A 17,442-nucleotide genomic window follows, 5' to 3' on the forward strand; every position below is an offset into this window, starting at 1 on the left:
TATCCCTGCAGCACAATGATTCCCTGAAACCCAATGTATCCCTGCAGCACAATGATTCCCTGAAACCCAATGTATCCCTGCAGCACAATGATTCCCTGAAACCCAATGTATCCCTGCAGCACAATGAGTTCAGCCAGCCTTTCATCTGGAAGCTTTCGGAACCCCTGGGCTATCCTGCTGCCCACTAAAAGGTATCGACAACTTCAGCAAGGAGGTTTGCATGCGTACCCTCGAATTGGCCGGCGTGCAGGTGCCGGTGATTGGCCAGGGCACCTGGCGCATGGGCGAAGACCGTTCGGCGCACAAGCGTGAAGTGGCGGCGCTGCGCACCGGCATCGAGCTGGGCATGACCCTGATCGACAGCGCCGAAATGTACGCCGAGGGCGGTGCCGAATCGGTGGTCGGCGAAGCGATTGCCGGTCTGCGCGATCAAGTGTTTCTGGTGAGCAAGGTCTATCCGCACAACGCCAGCCGCAAAGGCATCCCGCAAGCGTGCGAACGCAGCTTGCGCCGGCTCGACACCGATTACATCGACCTCTATCTGCTGCATTGGCGCGGCCAGTACCCACTGGAAGAAACCGTCGAAGCCTTCGAACGTCTGCGTGAGGACGGCAAAATCGGTCGCTGGGGCGTGTCGAATTTCGACGTCGACGACCTGGAAGAACTCTCCAGTTCGGCCTGCGCCACCAATCAGGTGCTCTACAACCTCGAAGAGCGCGGTATCGAATTCGATCTGTTGCCGTGGTGCCAACACCAGCGGATGCCATTGATGGCCTACTGTCCGATCGGTCAGGGCGGCGCCATGCTGGCTGAACCGGTGCTGAACCAGATTGCCATTCGTCACGGCGTGACCCCGGCACAGGTTTCGCTGGCGTGGATTCTGCGTCAGGATGGTGTGATTGCGATTCCCAAGGCTGTGCGACCCGAACACGTGCAACTCAATGCACAAGCGGCGCAGCTGCAACTGGAGGCCGGGGATCTGGCGGCGCTGGACCAGGCGTTTCAAGCGCCACAACGCAAGCAGCGGCTGGCCATGGTCTGAGCCGCCGACTGGCGAGGGCTTCGCGATGAGAAGCACAGATCAATTGGATCCCTTCAACCTTCAGCGTTTCGTGCTGGCCCAGGACTCGGTGTTCGAACGGGTGCAGCGCGAACTCGAAGACGGCCGCAAACGCAGCCACTGGATGTGGTTCATCTTCCCGCAGTTCGCGGGTCTGGGCGGCAGTGAAATGTCCCGGCGCTTCGCCATCGGCTCGGCCGAGGAAGCGCAGGCCTATCTCGAGCATGAATTGCTCGGCGCCCGCTTACGCACGTGCACGCAACTGGTGCTGAATGTACGCCAGCGTTCCATCGCGGAGATTTTCGGCCATCCCGATGACCTGAAATTTCACTCTTCGATGACGCTGTTTGCCCAGTTCACTGCCGACGACAGCCTGTTCTCGCAAGCACTGGAACGCTACTTCCACGGCATTCTCGATGAATGGACGTTGCAACTGCTCGACTCAAAACAGGCCCAGTTGCCCACCGATCAGGGTTGAGAAATCGTCGTCGACAAATGGCAGAATCGCGTCCGCCACCGGTTGCAGTTGCCGGGTGATGTAGTGGTCGTAATCGATGGCCGCACGGCGCACTTCCAGTGGCTCGGGGCCGGCCAACGTGATCACGTAACTGATCCAGCCGCCGTTCTGATATTGCCGTGGCCGTCCGTGTTGCGCGTTGTAGTCGTCAGCCAAGCGCGCCGCGCGCACATGCGGCGGCACGTTGCGTTCGTAATCGTCGAGGGTGCGGCGCAGGCGTTTGCGGTAAATCAGTCGATCATCGAATTCACCGGCCAGCGTCTTGCGCACATAGTCGCGCACGTAATCCTGATACGGCTTGCGCTGGAAGATCCGCTCGTAGAGTTCCTGCTGAAATTGCCGGGCCAGCAGCGACCAGTCGGTGCGCACGGTTTCCAGGCCTTTATAGACCATTTCATCGCTGCCATCGGCGCGGGTGACCAGACCGGCGTAGCGCTTCTTGCTGCCCTCCTCTGCGCCGCGAATGGTCGGCATCAGGAAGCGTTTGTAGTGGATTTCGAATTGCAGTTCGAGAGCGCTTTCCAGGCCATATTCATCGCGTACATGTTCGCGCCACCAGTCGTTGACGTGCTTGACCAGCGCCTGACCGATCTTCGCCGCTTCTTCCTGACCATGCTGGCGACGCAGCCAGACAAACGTCGAATCAGTGTCGCCATAGATCACCGCGTGGCCCTGCTCCTCGATCAGCTTGCGCGTGCGCAGCATGATTTCGTGGCCGCGCAGGGTAATCGACGAGGCCAGCCGCGTATCGAAGAAGCGGCAACCGCTGGAACCAAGCACACCGTAAAAAGCGTTCATGATGATTTTCAGTGCCTGCGACAGCGGCGCGTTGTGCTCGCGCTTGGCGGTCTCACGGCCTTCGGCGACGCGCGAGACGATCGACGGCAGGCAATGCCGGGTGCGCGAGAAGCGTGCGCCACGGAAACCCGGCACTGAATCGGCGTCGTCCGGGTGCTGCAAGCCTTCGATCAGGCCGACCGGGTCAATCAGAAAGGTACGAATGATCGACGGATACAGACTCTTGTAATCGAGCACCAGCACCGATTCGTACAGCCCCGGCTGCGAGTCCATGACGAACCCGCCGGGACTGGCCTGCGGTGGATTGGTGCCGAGGTTCGGCGCGACAAATCCCTGACGATGCATCAACGGCATATACAAATGCGTGAACGCTGCCACCGAGCCGCCGCTGCGATCTGCCGGCAGTCCGGTGACACTGGCGCGTTCGAGCAGGAAGGTCAGCAGTTCGGTCTTGGCGAAGATCCGCGTGACCAGTTCGCAGTCCTTGAGGTTGTACTTGGCCAGCGCCGGTTTGTCCTCGGCGAACATGCGGTTGATTTCGTCCATGCGCTGGTACGGGTTGTCGATGGCCTTGCCTTCGCCGAGCAGGGTCTGGGCGACGTTTTCCAGACTGAATGACGGGAAGCTCCAGGTCGCCGAACGCAGCGACTCGATGCCATCGATGATCAGTCGCCCCGCCGCCGAGGCGAAGTAGTGATTGCGGCTGCCGTGTTCGCGCCACTGCATTTCTTCGCCGCCACGGCCGATTTTCAGCGGCACGCCTAGGCGCCGGGCGTGTTCGTGGAGGATGCGCAAATCGAACTGCACAACGTTCCAGCCGATGATCGCGTCGGGGTCGTGGCGGGCGAACCACTCGTTGAGTTTCTTCAGGATGACAGTGCGCGAGTCGCAGTATTCGAGGTCGAAATCGACAATGCTGGCGTCGCCGTTCGGCGCGCCGAGCATGTACACCTGACGCTCGCCACAACCTTCGAGGGCAATTGAATAGAGCTCGCCGGTTTCGGTGGTTTCGATGTCCAGCGAGACCAGCCGCAGCTTCGGCTGGTAATCGGGCGCGGGCTTGAGGTGGGCGTTGTGCAGGATGCCGTCGGCATCGGCGGTGCCGCTGAAAAACACCGGCGCGGTGATGAAGCGCTCCATCAGGTAGCGTTCGGGTGGGCGCACGTCCGCTTCGTAGACGTCGACACTGGCGCGATTGAGCGCGGTCTCGAGGCGCATCAACTGGCCGTGTTGCTGGCAATACAGGCCGAGTACCGGACGATGTTCGAAATCCTGCAGCGCCAATGGGCGCAGTTCGACGTTTTTTTCGTCGTGCAGCAGGCGTTCGGCCGCTGCGCGCTGTTCGGCGGGAATAAACGCCACTGACGGCTGATGCGGCAGGCGCACACGGCGCGGCCCGGCGTCGGTCGCCAGCCAGAACTCGACTTCGGTGCCGGCCGGCGTATCACGCCAATGCCGGGTCAGGACGAAGCCCTGCGGTAAATCCACCACTGCAACCTCGGGTATTGAAACAGAGGGGCATTCTACGCTGCCCTTCCAGCGCCCGCGTTTTCAGTTTGGAATACTTTGTAGTAGCGATTTATCTGTGGTGAGTGGATTTATCTGTAGTTGGCGGGGTTATCTGTAGTGAGTGGGGTTATCTGTGGCGAGGGGATTTATCCCCGATGGGGCGCGAAGCGGCCCCGCTTTTGACTTACAAGCGGGACTGCTGCGCAGTCCATCGGGGATAAATCCCCTCTCCACAGATACCCCCCTCAGCACAGATAAATCCCCTCACTACAGATAAACCCCCTCAGCACAGGTCTTCTTTCACAGGATGACCGGGGGTTTCTTAGGCAAATGACGTTTTTTGCGTGTTATCTGCCGCTTTGCCACCTTGCCCTGCGCGCTTGCGTCTACGATGCTTGGATAACAACGACAACACCTGAGTAACCGCCATGAAGACCGTCGCCCAACTGCTCAAGCTCAAAGATCAGAAAAATCAGGAAGTGCACCAGATCAAACCTGATCACATGGTGCTCGAAGCGCTGATGAAGATGGCCGAGAAAAACGTCGGCGCCTTGCTGGTGGTCGAAGACGATAAAGTGGTCGGCATCATCAGCGAACGGGACTACGCGCGCAAACTCGTGCTGCATGGCCGCTCATCGGTGGGCACACCGGTGCGTGACATCATGGTGGCGAACGTGATCACCGTGGACACCCATCAGACCGTCGATACGTGCCTGGGCATCATGTCCGACAAACGCCTGCGGCACTTGCCGGTGGTGGAGGACGGCAAGCTGATCGGCCTGCTGTCGATCGGCGACCTGGTCAAGGAAGCGATTGCCGAACAGGCCGAGCTGATCAAACAGCTGGAGCAGTACATCCGCGGGGAATAAATAGCAAAAACACTGTGGCGAGGGGATTTATCCCCGATGGACTGCGCAGCAGGCCCTGTTTCTTTGGGGGTGCTTCGCGCCCCATCGGGGATAAATCCCCTCGCCACAGGGCTCACTCCTACACTTTCTTGTGTGGTGGGTTCAGGCAGGCCAATGCCGGGCGAACAGCGGTGCCAACACCGGATGTCGATCGATTCTCTGTAGCCACGCATAAAACCCCGGCCGCGTCTGGCGCAGATGCTCGCGGCTCCCCGCCCAGCGCGTCACCACCGCCGCCAGCACATCAAGCGCGCCCGGTGTTTCGTCATCCAGGTACAACTCGGCGGAGAACTGGTCGGCAAACACCTCCCAACTCCAGTGCAAACGCTCCCGCGCGCCGGCCATCAGGTTCTGCCGCGAGGCTTCGTCAGGCATCAGTAGCCAGCGCTCGGGGTAATCGATGACGCCGATCGCCGCATAACAGTTGCTGACGATGTAGACCATGCCGCGAATCGCCTGGTCTCGATCAGCCGCCTCAACCGGCAGCAGGCCCGATTGTGGAAACGTCAAGCCGAGGTGAATCAGAATCGCCGCACTCTCGGTCAGTGCACTGCCATCGGGCAACTGCAAGGTCGGGATCTGTTTCAGCGGGTTGAGTTTGGCCAACGCTTCCGCGGCCTCGGTACTGGCTTCGATGTCGATGAAACGGTAGGCGATCTGGCACAACTCCAGCGCCGCTTCAATCGCGGCTGCGCCCGAATTCCTGTGCCCGTAGAGCTGGTACATAGCCAATCCCCCGAATTAAGCCTTTGCCAAGGGTAGATGGTGGCAGGCCCGGTGTAGAAAAATTCTGCGTGTGTATCGGTTTTGGCACGGTTTTCCCATGCACTCGCGACTTGCGAATTCAATCCTCGCAAAACAGCGCTGGCGGTGCCCATCCCGCACCAAGAGCAATCATCGAACGCTATCCGCGTTCTTGTAAGGTGCGATACCGAACCAAAAGTTCGTGTATCCGAGCTGGCAACAAGGAGTTCACCGCGTGAATCTTCAATCGTTCTGCCGCATCACTGCCTTTGCGTCGCTTTACGCCAACAGCCGAGTTCACCTGAACAGCACCGGCCACCTGCGCGTTTACTGTATTACCTGAACCCAACTGACCACCACTGTGTTTGGCGATGAGTTATTCGCCGAGCACAGCGTATTATTTATTTTTTAAATACAACGCTGATTATCATTGCGCAAGCCATGTATTAATCGGCCCTCAGCTGAATTGTCAGACAATAACTTCAGCTGCTTTTTATTTGCACCAAAAACGTACCAACGACTGTAACTAAGCAACGATCGAAGTATTGATTTCATTTAAACAAGAACAAGGAACATACCCCGTGACCCGCTAAAACATTGACCCGCACCAAATCAGTCCGCCGCGCACCAGCAAGTGCCCCGACTGACACGAGAATAGCCGCTCTGCCTCGCCAATCCGCGAGATAGAGCGCACGGCCAGACTCGCCCATCAAAAACCCCCGGCGTACGGGGCGACGGTTTTTTATGCGCCGAAGATCAACAAGGCAGCCAACAAAACTTATATAAATGCGACATGGGTAACATCAATGAAATAACCCACCTACATTCCAGCAACATTTGGCACAGCGGTTGCAAAACACAAACTGAACACCCCTGTAGGAGCTGCCGCAGGCTGCGATCTGTTGATCTTGATATTGATCTCTAAAGAACAGGATCAAAAGATCGCAGCCTGCGGCAGCTCCTACATATAGAACAACACCAGGGAATGGGTAATGAACCGACGAAGTCAATGGCGCTAAGCCAGTAAGTTCGCACAAGCCTTGTTAACCGGATAGTTCAACTATCGGCTTCTGCACACCTTGAAGAAAGTTGCACCCACCCACTCGAACATCCCCCACATGTTCGGACGGCACCTTATTGCCCTTCATCAACCCGAGGGAGCTTTAATGAACGATGCGGTAAAGCACAGAACCCTGCCGGGGCCGTTGCGGGAAGCGCCAATCCCGCCGCCCCCGGGCAGGCCGGCGTTTACAGCCAATACCTCGCAACCCGGTGGTTTGAACAAACAGCAAATGGTCTTGTTGGTGGCTGTGTCGGCGCTGATACATGGCGGTGCCTGGTGGTTTCTCCAGCAATCGCGAACCGAGCCGCTGCCGACACCGCCACAGATCCCGGAAATGACCGTCGAGCTGACCAGCCCGACGCCACCGGCACCGCCCACGCCCGAGCCGCCACCGCCGCCACCTCCTCCGCCGGAACCTGAACAACCGGTGGAAGACGAGGACGCGGTCAAGCCGCCACCCAAACCGGTGGAGAAACCCAAGCCAATCGAAAAACCGAAACCGGTCGAGAAGCCGAAACCGGTAAAAAAGGTCGAGCCGCCGAAAGCCCCACCCGCGCCGGCACAACCGGCTGCACCCGCTGCACCGGCCACCCCGAGCGCGCCGCCAGCGCCTGCCGCCGCGCCAGGCCCGGTCAAGGAGTCGGCAGCCGTTTCCGGACTCGCCAGCCTCGGCAACCCGCCGCCGGAATACCCGTCACTGGCGCTTCGGCGTAATTGGGAAGGCAGCGTGGTGCTGCGCATTCAGGTGTTGGCCAACGGTCGCGCTGGCTCGGTGACGGTGACCAAGTCCAGCGGCAAGCCGCAACTGGATGACGCGGCGGTCGCTGCGGTGAAGAACTGGAAATTTATCCCGGCCAAACGCGGTGACACGCCGATCGACGGCTTCGCCACGCAGACCATTGATTTCAAATTGCCGCAATAACCGAACGCTCAATCAACGCACAACCGAATAACGCAAGCGAGGTATCACCATGAACGATTTGTCTTCGATGATTGTCCCCGGCGTGCTCTGGGGTCTGGTGCTGTTTTCCGTGCTCAGCTGGGCGATCCTGCTGGTCAAGTCGGCGCAGTACCTGCGCCAGAAAGCGCAGAACAAACAGTTCAGCAAAGCCTTCTGGGGCGCGCCGGATCTGCTCACCGCCGCCGAACACGCCAGCCAGTATCCGGGCGCACTGGCGCGAATCGCCAGCAGTGGTTTCGAAGCGTTGCTGGTGGAGGATTCGCCGCGTACCACGCAACAACTGGCGCACACCATCAACCGCTCGGATCGCCTGGAACGCAACCTGCGCCAGCAGATCCAGAAGGAACGCCGCTCGCTGGAAAACGGCCAGGCGATCCTCGCCAGTATCGGCAGCACCGCGCCGTTCATTGGTTTGTTCGGCACCGTGTGGGGCATCATGGAAGCGCTGAAAAGCATCGGCGAAACCGGTTCGGCCAGTCTTGAAGCGGTCGCCGGGCCGATCGGTCACGCGCTGATCGCCACCGGTGTGGGTATCGCCGTCGCGGTGCCGGCGGTGCTGATCTACAACTTCTTCCTGCGCCGTCTGAAGCTCGCTTCGGCGGACATGGATGACTTCGCGCACGACTTCGACGCCCTCGCCTCGCGCAGTGCGTTTTCCATCAGCCGTCAGGCCATCGCCAGCAAAACCACAGCCGCCGTGCGGGAGGCCAGCTGATGTCTTTCTCGACTCAGGACAGCGATGAAGTGCTCAGCGAAATGAACGTCACGCCACTGGTCGACGTGATGCTCGTGCTGCTGGTGGTGTTCATCGTCACCGCGCCGCTGATGACCAACGCAATCAAAGTCAACCTGCCGAAAACCGACGCCGTCGCCCCCGCCGAAAAGAAGGACCCGGTGGTAGTCAGCGTCGATCAGGACGGCAAGTTCTATCTGGCCAAGACCGAACTGGCGCCGGAATCTTTGGAAGCCAGCCTCAAGGAGGTCAAGGCCAAGGATGCCGAAGTGCGCGTGCAGTTGCAGGCCGATTCCGCCGTCAATTACGGCCAGGTGGCCAAGGCCATGGCGTCGATCGAACGCTCGGGCATCACCAAGATTTCGGTGATGACCACCCACTGAGTACGGTGCCGGGCGCGCAGTGAAAGACGCGCCCGCCACCGCCCGCTGAATCCTGTCGCAATCAGCCGACCGAAAAACGCCACGCGTCTTCGGAGGGGATCGGCTTGCTTGAAGAAAGTGGTTTTCCGCACGCGGTATCACCGAAAGCGGAGCAATGAGGGGCTCACAAGGCCAATTCGATAACGTCTGAAAAGTCGGAAATAACCATGCTGATGAACACTCCACGCTTCACGCTCAAACCTTTGGTGGCCACGATTTCTCGCCACCGTTTTGTTCCGTTGTATCTGGTGGCCATGGGGATGGGCGCCGGGACCGTGCAAGCGGCCGAGGACGACAACGCCGCCGTGCCCGCTGCAGCCGCCGTGGTTGCGCCGACCACGCAACTGCAACGGGTCGAAGTGACGGGTTCGGCGATTCGCCGGGTCGATGCGGAAACCGCCGTGCCGATCACCATTCTCAAGGCTGACGAGCTGCGCAAACAGGGCGTGACCACCACCGCCGAACTGGTCCAGCGCATTACCGGCAGCCAGTCGCTGAACAACAGCGCCGGCTCGGTCGGTGCAGCCACCGGCGGCGCTTCGTTCGCCGACATGCGCGGCATTGGCGCGAACAAGACGCTGGTCTTGCTCAACGGTCGACGCCTGGCCAACAACGCCTTGTCGGGCACCAACTCGGCCGGCGGCGCGGTGGATCTGAACATGATCCCGTTTGCCGCCATCGAGCGCGTCGAAGTGCTGCGTGACGGTGCCTCGGCCCTGTACGGCACCGACGCCATCGGCGGCGTGATCAACTTCATCACCAAGAAATCCATGACCGACGGCCAACTGACCCTCGGCGGCGAAACCCCGACCCATAGTGGCGGCGGCGCGACCAAGGACATGAGTGCCAGTTGGGGCTACGGTGATCTGGAGGAGGACCGCTTCAACGTCCTCGGCGTGTTCAACTACAACAAGCAGCAGAACCTCGACGCCAACGATCGCTCCTTCGCCCGTGACTACGATCCCGGCCGAGGTCTGGATCAGACCTCCGGCACCGCGTTCCCCGGCAACTATAGCCAGAACGGCAACGCCACCAACCCGCTGGCGAACAGCAATTGCAACGGGCCGAACCTGGTGGCGCGCGACGGCCTGTGCCGCTTCAGCACCCGCGAATACATCGACCTGGTGCCGCAGACCGAGAAGACTTCGTTCTTTGGCAAGACCACCGGCAAACTGGCCGACGATCACAACGTCAATCTCGAGTACTTCTGGTCGCGCAACAACAACGCCACCTCGATCGGCCCTGCACCGCTGACCGGTCTGAGCCTCGACGGCTCGTCACCCTACTACCCTGGCAACGGCATCACACCGGGGCCGACCGACTTCACCCTCGACCCGACCCAACCAGTGGATGTGAATTGGCGAGAAACCGCTGCCGGTCCGCGGGAGTCGAAAGATCAGAACACCAGCCAGCGCTTCTTGCTCAGCTTCGATGGTCTGGTCGGCGGTTGGGATTACAACGTCGGCGCCTCGTACAACCAGAACAAAATCGTCTCCAGCGTCACCAATGGCTTTGTCAGCGATCAGGCGATGATCGACGGTCTGGCCAGCGGTTTGCTCAACCCGTTCGGCCCGCAGTCCGCCGCCGGTCAGCAATACATCGATCAAGCGGCTTACCACGGCGCCTATTCCACCGCTGTTGGCCGTGTGGCCGGTTTTGATGGACGCATCAGCCGTGAAATCGGCGACTGGTTCGGTGCCGGCCCGTCCGGTCTGGCGCTGGGCGGCGAGTACCGCAAAGAGAAATTCCACCAGGACTTCGAGTCGTTCGCCGGTGACATCCAGAGTCTCGGCATCGACCCCAACGGCAGTGTCGAAGGTGACCGCAGCGTGAAAGCCGCCTACGCAGAAATCAACGTGCCGGTGCTCGACAGCCTCGAACTATCCGCCGCCGTGCGTCACGACAAATACAGCGACTTCGGCAGCACCACCAACCCGAAATACTCGTTCCGTTATCAGCCGCTGAAAGAGCTGGTGGTGCGCGGCGCGTACAGCGAAGGCTTCCGCGCGCCGTCGCTGTACGAGCTGTATTCGCCCAACAGCATCACCTTCACCCAGGGCTACTACAACGACCCAGTGCTGTGTACCGGCGGCGTGGTGCAGCCCGGCGGTAACGGCGGCCGCGATTGCGGTCAGCAGTTCCTCAACCAGATTGGCGGCAACCAGGATCTGGCCCCGGAGAAGGCCCGCAACGTGACGCTAGGCTTCGTTTATCAGCCGATCAACAATCTCTCGGTGGGTCTCGATTTCTGGTGGATTCACATTTCCAACCAGATCCAGCCATTCCCGGAATCCACCGTGTTTGATCAGGCCGGCTCCTACCCGGACCGCTTCGTGCGCAACGCCGACGGCACGCTCAACTACATCGTTACCGGCAACGCCAACCTCGGCATCGTCGAAACCAACGGTATCGATGTGTCGCTCGACTATCGCTTCCCGAACACGCCGTACGGCCAGTTCGGTTTGGGGCTGCAAGGCACTTACGTTGACGAGTACGACTTCCAGAGCACCATCAAAGGCCCGTTCACCGACAAGGTCGGCGACTTCCAGGGTGACGGCGTGATTGCGCGCTGGAAACACAACCTCACCGGCAGCTGGACCTTCGGTGCGGCGCGGGCGTCGCTGACCAACCGCTTCACCACGGGCTACAACGATTACGACCGCGACACTCATGCAACCGTTGCGTCGTATTCGGTGTGGGACCTGTCGGCCGGTTACACCTTCAACAAAGTGCTGGATGTCGATGCCGGGATGAAGAACATGTTCGACCGCAACCCGCCGTTCTCCAACCAGGCCTACAACTTCCAGAGCGGCTATGACCCGCGCTACACCGACCCGCTGGGCCGCACCTTGTTTGCGCGCATGACGTACCACTTCTAAAGAACGAGCACCGCAAAACCCTGTGGGAGCTGGCTTGCCAGCGATAGCGGTGTGTCAGTGAAGTAGATATCGACTGACACGACGCTATCGCTGGCAAGCCAGCTCCCACAAGGGTTCCGTGACCATTCAGGGATTTTTGGGAGTGATTTCATGAGTTTTTTGCGCAACTTGGCGGGCCTGCTTTTGGGCAGTGCGCTGCTGTGCACCGGCCCCTCGGCGCTGGCCGCTGGCAGTTATGCGCTGACGGTGTACGGCGAGGCGCCGAAGTATTCGGCGAACTTCCAGCATTTCGATTTCGTCGATCCGCAGGCGCCCAAGGGCGGTTCGCTCAGCCGTGCGTCGATGGAAATCGGCGGGTTCAACTACATCAGCCCATACGCCGATCAGGGCATTTCCGTGGTGCAGGTCAACGACTGGGTATATTCGCCATTGGCGTTCCGTTCACTTGACGAGCCCTACACCGTTTACGCACTGGTCGCGCAACAGATCGAGCGCGATCCCGATGGACTCTGGGTGCGTTTCACCCTCAATCCAAAAGCACGTTTCGCCGACGGTACACCGATCACCGCCGAAGACGTGCGCTACACCTTCAACCTGCTGATGACCAAGGGCAGCCTGAGTTATCGCCAGCAATACGCCGACGTCCAGGACGTGCTCATCGAAGGCCCACGGCAGGTGCGCTTCACCTTCAAGAACAACCTCAACCGCACCCTGGCGCTGGACCTGGCGACCATGCGTGTGGTCCCCGAACACTGGTGGCAAACCCGCGACTTCGCCAATGGCGGCGGTTTCGAGCCACCGCTGGGCAGCGGCCCGTACCGCGTGAGCAAAGTCGACGCCGGCCGCAGCATCAGTTTTCAACGTGATCCGAACTGGTGGGGCAAAGACCTGCCAGTGAGTCGCGGGATGTACAACTTCGACACCCTCACGGTGAATTTCTACGGCGACACCGACGTCGCCCGGCAGCTGTTGCAGGCCGGCGCGTTCGACTACAACCGCGAGTTCTCCTCGTCTGGTTACGTGGTTGGCTACGACAGCCCGGCGTTGCGCGACGGCCGTTTGCAGCAGTCGATTCTGGCCCCGGAAAAACCCACCGCCGCCCAAGGCTTTGTGTTCAACCTGCAAAACCCGATCTTCCAGGATCGCCGCGTGCGTCAGGCGATCAGCCTGCTGTGGGATTTCGAGTGGACCAACAAGCAGATGATGCGCGGCTTCTATGTACGCCAGAACAGCTTCTGGCCGAAGAGTGAAATGGCCGCCACTGCGCTCCCTGATGCCGAAGAGTTGAAGATCCTCGAACCGCTGCGCGGGCAGATCCCCGACGAGGTCTTCACGACCGTGTATGAAGCGCCGAAAACCGATGGCAGCGGCTACATCCGCGACAAGCAACTGCAAGCGCTGAAGCTGCTCGCCGAGGCCGGCTGGACGCCGCAACACAATCGCCTGCTCAACGCGGCCGGCGAGCCGCTGGAGTTCACTTTCCTCGACGGTCAGGGCGGCTTCGACCGCATGCTGCTGCCGTTCAAACGCACCCTCGCGCAGATCGGCATCACCCTCAATCTGCGCCGCATCGATTCGGCGCAATACGTCAACCGCCTCAACGCCCGTGACTACGACATGATCGTCACCAGTTTCCCCCGTAGCGGCGATCCGATCGTCTCCCCCGGCCGCGAGTTGTACAGCCTCTACGCCTCGCAAAGTGCCACGCAAATCGGCAGTTCCAACTCGATAGTGCTGGCCAATCCGGCGGTCGATCAACTGATCGACGGGCTGGTGCAGGCCAACACCCGCGAAGCCATGGTGCATTACGCCCGCGCCCTCGACCGGGTGCTGCAATGGGGTTACTACATGATTCCCAACTACTACTCCAAAGGCACGCCGACGGTGTACCAGAACCGCTTCGGCATGCCGCCCGTGCAACCGGCCTACGACGAAGGCCTCAACACTTGGTGGGAGGTCTCGGCCAAGGCGCTGAACACGCAGCAGATGCACAGCCAACTCGCGGGAGGCCATTGACATGTTGCGTTATCTGAGTCGACGTTTGCTGCTGATCATCCCCACGCTACTGTGCATTCTGGTGGTGAATTTTCTGATCGTGCAGGCCGCGCCAGGTGGCCCGGTCGAGCAGGCGATTGCCCGCTTGCAAGGCTTCGGCGGGCACAGCATGGGCGGCGGTGGCGAAGTCGCTGCGATTGGCGGCGCGGGTCGCAGCAGCCGTGGTCTCGACCCGGCGCTGATCGAAGAAATCAAACACCATTACGGCTTCGACAAACCCATGCACGAACGCCTGTGGCTGATGCTGAAAAACTACGCGCAGCTGGATCTGGGCAGCAGTTTCTTTCGCGGCGCCAAGGTCACCGATCTGATTGTGCAGAAGCTGCCGGTATCGTTGTCGCTGGGCTTGTGGGCGACGTTGATCACCTACCTGATTTCGATCCCGCTGGGCATTCGCAAAGCGATCAAGAACGGCAGTGCTTTCGATGTCTGGAGCAGCACGGCGATCATCATCGGCTACGCGATGCCGGCGTTTCTTTTTGCGATTCTGCTGATCGTGGTGTTCGCCGGCGGCAGCTACGTCAATTGGTTCCCGGTGCAAGGGCTGGTCTCGGATAACTTCGACAGCTTCAGCACGCTGGGCAAGCTCGGCGATTACCTCTGGCACTTGGTGCTGCCGGTGACGGCGCTGGTGATTGGTGGTTTCGCCACGCTGACGATCCTGACCAAGAACAGCTTCCTCAACGAGATCAGCCGCCAGTACGTGATCACCGCGCGGGCCAAGGGTTTGACCGAGCGCCGCGTGCTCTACGGCCACGTGTTTCGCAATGCGATGTTGTTGGTGGTGGCCGGTGTGCCGTCAGCGCTGATCGAGGTGTTTTTCGCCGGTTCCCTGTTGATCGAAACCATCTTCAACCTCGACGGCCTCGGGCGCATGAGCTACGAGGCGGCGGTGTCGCGCGACTATCCGGTGGTGTTCGGCGCGCTGTTTCTGTTCACCCTGTTCGGCCTGTTGATCAAGCTGATCGGCGACCTCTGCTACACCCTGCTCGACCCGCGCATCGACTTCTCGGCGAGGACTGCCTGATGTTCACTCTTTCCCCTCTCGGCCAGCGCCGCGTGGCGCAGTTCAAGGCCAATCGGCGTGGACGCTGGTCGTTGTGGCTGTTTATCGGTCTGTGCCTGATTTGTCTGGGCGGTGAATTGATCGCCAACGACAAGCCGCTGGTGATCCGTTACCACGACGGCTTTTACTTTCCGATCCTCAGCGATTACCTGGAAACGGATTTCGGCGGCGAGCTGCCGTTTCAACCGGATTACGCCAGCAGTTACGTGCACAAGCTGATCGAGGATCAGGGCGGCTGGATGTTGTTTCCGCCGATCCCGTTCAGCTACGACACGGTCAATTACGACCTCAGCGAACCGGCGCCAAGCCCGCCGTCCTCAAGCAACTGGCTGGGCACCGACGATCAGGCGCGCGACGTGTTGGCGCGGGTGATTTTCGGCACGCGGATTTCGATTCTGTTTGCACTGATCCTCACTGGCATCAGTGCACTGATCGGCATCGTTGCCGGGGCGTTGCAGGGTTATTACGGCGGTTGGGTCGATTTGCTCGGGCAGCGCGTGCTGGAGATCTGGTCGGGGCTGCCGGTGCTGTACCTGCTGATCATTTTGTCCGGGTTCGTCTCGCCGAGTTTCTGGTGGTTGCTGGGGATCATGGCGCTGTTTTCCTGGCTGGCATTGGTCGATGTGGTGCGCGCCGAGTTTTTGCGTGGGCGCAATCTGGAATACGTCAAAGCCGCGCGGGCACTGGGCCTGACCGACAACGAGCTGATGTGTCGGCACATCCTGCCCAACGCGATGACCTCCACCCTCACCTACCTGCCGTTCATTCTGACCGGCGCCATCGCCACGCTGACTGCGCTGGATTTTCTTGGCTTTGGCATGCCCGCAGGCACCGCATCGCTGGGCGAACTGATCGGTCAGGCCAAGCGCAATCTGCAAGCGCCGTGGCTGGGGCTGACGGCGTTTTTTGCCTTGGCGCTGATTTTGTCTTTGTTGGTTTTTATTGGTGAGGCTTGCCGTGATGCATTTGATCCACGATCTTGATCCCCGGAGCTGACATGAACGACAACCTGATTGAAATTCGCGACCTGCGCGTCGCCTTCGCCGGGCAGGAAGTGGTGCACGGTTTGAACCTGGATATCCGCCGTGGCGAGTGCCTGGCGCTGGTCGGTGAATCCGGCTCGGGCAAGTCGGTGACGGCGCATTCGATTCTGCGTTTGTTGCCGGGCAAGAACGTCAGCAGCAGCGGCACGATCCGCTACAACGGTGTGGATTTATTGCACGCCAGCGAGCAGCAGATGCGTGGTTTGCGCGGCAATCGCATTGCGATGATTTTTCAGGAGCCGATGACTTCGCTGAATCCGTTGCACACGGTGGAAAAGCAGGTCAGCGAAGTGCTGGAGATTCACAAGGGCCTCAAGGGCCGCGCTGCCCGTGAACGCACGTTGGAGCTGCTGGAACTGGTCGGCATTCGTCAGCCGTTGCAGCGCTTGAAAGCCTATCCGCATCAGCTTTCGGGTGGGCAGCGGCAGCGGGTGATGATTGCGATGGCGCTGGCCAATGAGCCGGAATTGTTGATCGCTGACGAGCCGACCACGGCGCTCGACGTCACGGTGCAGCAGAAGATTCTTGAGCTGCTGATCGAATTGCAGCAACGCCTCGGCATGTCGCTGTTGCTGATCAGTCATGACCTCAATCTGGTACGGCGCATCGCTCAGCGCGTGTGCGTGATGCGCCAAGGCGAAATCGTCGAGCAGGCGGATTGCGAAGCGCTGTTCCGCGCACCGCAGCATCCTTACAGCCGCCTGCTGATCGAGGCTGAACCGAGCGGTGCGCCGGTGCCCAGTGAGTTCGAGCACAACCTGCTCGAAGTCGATGATCTGAAGGTGTGGTTTCCGCTGCCCAAGGCGTTGTTCAGTCGCCAGCAGGATTACATCAAAGCGGTGGACGGCGTCAGTTTCACCCTGCAGCGGGGCAAGACCTTGGGGATTGTTGGCGAGTCCGGTTCAGGCAAATCGACGCTGGGTCAGGCGATCCTGCGACTGGTCGAGTCCGAGGGCAATATCCGTTTCGGCAACAAGCAACTGAGCCTGCTCAACCAGCGTCTGATGCGGCCGTTGCGGCGGCAGATTCAAGTGGTGTTTCAGGACCCGTTCGGCAGCCTCAGCCCACGGATGTCGGTGCAGCAGATCATTGCCGAAGGCTTGCTGACCCATGGCATCGGCACCGAGGCCGAGCGGGAAGCCGCAGTGATTCGCGTGCTGGAGGAAGTCGGCCTCGATCCGCAGAGCCGCCATCGTTATCCCCATGAGTTTTCCGGCGGGCAGCGCCAGCGCATTTCCATCGCCCGTGCGCTGGTGCTGGAACCGGCGCTGATTCTGCTCGATGAACCGACTTCGGCGCTGGATCGCACGGTACAGAAGCAGGTGGTGGAATTGTTGCGCCAATTGCAGATCAGGCACGGGCTGACGTATTTGTTCATCAGCCATGATCTGGCGGTGGTGCATGCGCTGGCGCATGACTTGATGGTGATCAAGGATGGCAAGGTTGTGGAGCAAGGCTCTTCACGGGAAATTTTCGCCGCACCACAACACCCCTACACCCAGGAACTCCTGAAAGCCTCCGGCCTCAAGCCCGACACAAAACCCTGTGGGAGCTGGCTTGCCAGCGATGGCGCCGGGTCAGTCGACATCCCCTTCGCTGACCCACCGCTATCGCTGGCAAGCCAGCTCCCACAGGTATAGAGGTGATCCAAAAAATATTTTTCAGGCACTGCATCCAAATGCCT

14 protein-coding genes are annotated in these 17,442 nt (G+C 60.2%); 12 read left to right on the top strand and 2 right to left on the bottom strand.

The features are described 5' to 3' along the window. The 3 genes from EJA70_RS30935 to EJA70_RS19385 all read left to right on the top strand — a co-directional run. Nucleotides 1-188, top strand: a 188-nt coding sequence (locus tag EJA70_RS30935) for a hypothetical protein (protein ID WP_218574211.1), incomplete at its 5' end; no start/stop codon positions are given. 32 nt (nt 189-220) lie between these two features. Beyond that, nucleotides 221-1,042 (top strand): aldo/keto reductase, encoded by an 822-nt coding sequence (locus tag EJA70_RS19380; RefSeq protein WP_008084925.1) that lies wholly within the window; start codon nt 221-223, stop codon nt 1,040-1,042. Nucleotides 1,043-1,067: 25 nt separating this feature from the next. Further along, nucleotides 1,068-1,538: a DUF1810 domain-containing protein gene (locus tag EJA70_RS19385; RefSeq protein ID WP_158832826.1), complete on the top strand. Its 471-nt coding sequence runs from the start codon at nt 1,068-1,070 to the stop codon at nt 1,536-1,538. On the opposite strand, the gene EJA70_RS19390 is transcribed toward EJA70_RS19385, so the two are convergent. Beyond that, nucleotides 1,503-3,863 carry a DNA polymerase II gene (locus EJA70_RS19390; RefSeq protein ID WP_178116922.1) on the bottom strand — a complete coding sequence of 787 codons (2,361 nt, stop codon included), beginning with the start codon at nt 3,861-3,863 and terminating at the stop codon, nt 1,503-1,505. The genes EJA70_RS19385 and EJA70_RS19390 overlap by 36 nt on opposite strands. A gap of 449 nt (nt 3,864-4,312) precedes the next feature. Here EJA70_RS19390 and EJA70_RS19395 point away from each other — a divergent pair, with 449 nt between their 5' ends. Next, entirely contained in the window at nt 4,313-4,753 is a 441-nt protein-coding gene (locus EJA70_RS19395; protein ID WP_007959054.1) for a CBS domain-containing protein, read from the top strand. A gap of 141 nt (nt 4,754-4,894) precedes the next feature. On the opposite strand, the gene EJA70_RS19400 is transcribed toward EJA70_RS19395, so the two are convergent. Beyond that, nucleotides 4,895-5,518 (bottom strand): glutathione S-transferase, encoded by a 624-nt coding sequence (locus EJA70_RS19400; RefSeq protein ID WP_158832830.1) that lies wholly within the window; start codon nt 5,516-5,518, stop codon nt 4,895-4,897. Nucleotides 5,519-6,702: 1,184 nt separating this feature from the next. Here EJA70_RS19400 and EJA70_RS19405 point away from each other — a divergent pair. The 8 genes from EJA70_RS19405 (at nt 6,703) to EJA70_RS19440 (ending at nt 17,398) form a co-directional block, all read left to right on the top strand. Then, nucleotides 6,703-7,521, top strand: a complete 819-nt coding sequence (locus EJA70_RS19405; protein WP_158832832.1) for an energy transducer TonB — start codon at nt 6,703-6,705, stop codon at nt 7,519-7,521. A gap of 67 nt (nt 7,522-7,588) precedes the next feature. After that, complete coding sequence (locus EJA70_RS19410) at nt 7,589-8,275, top strand: MotA/TolQ/ExbB proton channel family protein (protein ID WP_371924613.1); 687 nt, start codon at nt 7,589-7,591, stop codon at nt 8,273-8,275. Continuing rightward, on the top strand, nt 8,275-8,676 hold the full coding sequence (locus EJA70_RS19415) for a biopolymer transporter ExbD (RefSeq protein ID WP_007918272.1): 402 nt from the start codon (nt 8,275-8,277) through the stop codon (nt 8,674-8,676). Before EJA70_RS19410 ends, EJA70_RS19415 begins: the two co-directional genes overlap by 1 nt. A 206-nt stretch (nt 8,677-8,882) precedes the next feature. Continuing rightward, nucleotides 8,883-11,594 carry a TonB-dependent receptor gene (locus tag EJA70_RS19420; RefSeq protein ID WP_178116925.1) on the top strand — a complete coding sequence of 904 codons (2,712 nt, stop codon included), beginning with the start codon at nt 8,883-8,885 and terminating at the stop codon, nt 11,592-11,594. 150 nt (nt 11,595-11,744) lie between these two features. Continuing rightward, nucleotides 11,745-13,610: an extracellular solute-binding protein gene (locus tag EJA70_RS19425; protein ID WP_158832834.1), complete on the top strand. Its 1,866-nt coding sequence runs from the start codon at nt 11,745-11,747 to the stop codon at nt 13,608-13,610. 1 nt (nt 13,611) lies between these two features. Next, nucleotides 13,612-14,676 (top strand): microcin C ABC transporter permease YejB, encoded by a 1,065-nt coding sequence (locus EJA70_RS19430; RefSeq protein WP_158832836.1) that lies wholly within the window; start codon nt 13,612-13,614, stop codon nt 14,674-14,676. Further along, nucleotides 14,676-15,698, top strand: coding sequence for an ABC transporter permease (locus EJA70_RS19435; RefSeq protein ID WP_008084946.1), 1,023 nt, complete (start codon nt 14,676-14,678; stop codon nt 15,696-15,698). The genes EJA70_RS19430 and EJA70_RS19435 overlap by 1 nt, the downstream gene beginning before the upstream one ends. A 14-nt stretch (nt 15,699-15,712) precedes the next feature. Next, complete coding sequence (locus tag EJA70_RS19440) at nt 15,713-17,398, top strand: ABC transporter ATP-binding protein (protein WP_158832838.1); 1,686 nt, start codon at nt 15,713-15,715, stop codon at nt 17,396-17,398. Nucleotides 17,399-17,442: the final 44 nt, after the last annotated feature.

It is taken from the genome of Pseudomonas sp. PB103 (genome assembly GCF_009764635.1).
Classification (GTDB): domain Bacteria; phylum Pseudomonadota; class Gammaproteobacteria; order Pseudomonadales; family Pseudomonadaceae; genus Aquipseudomonas.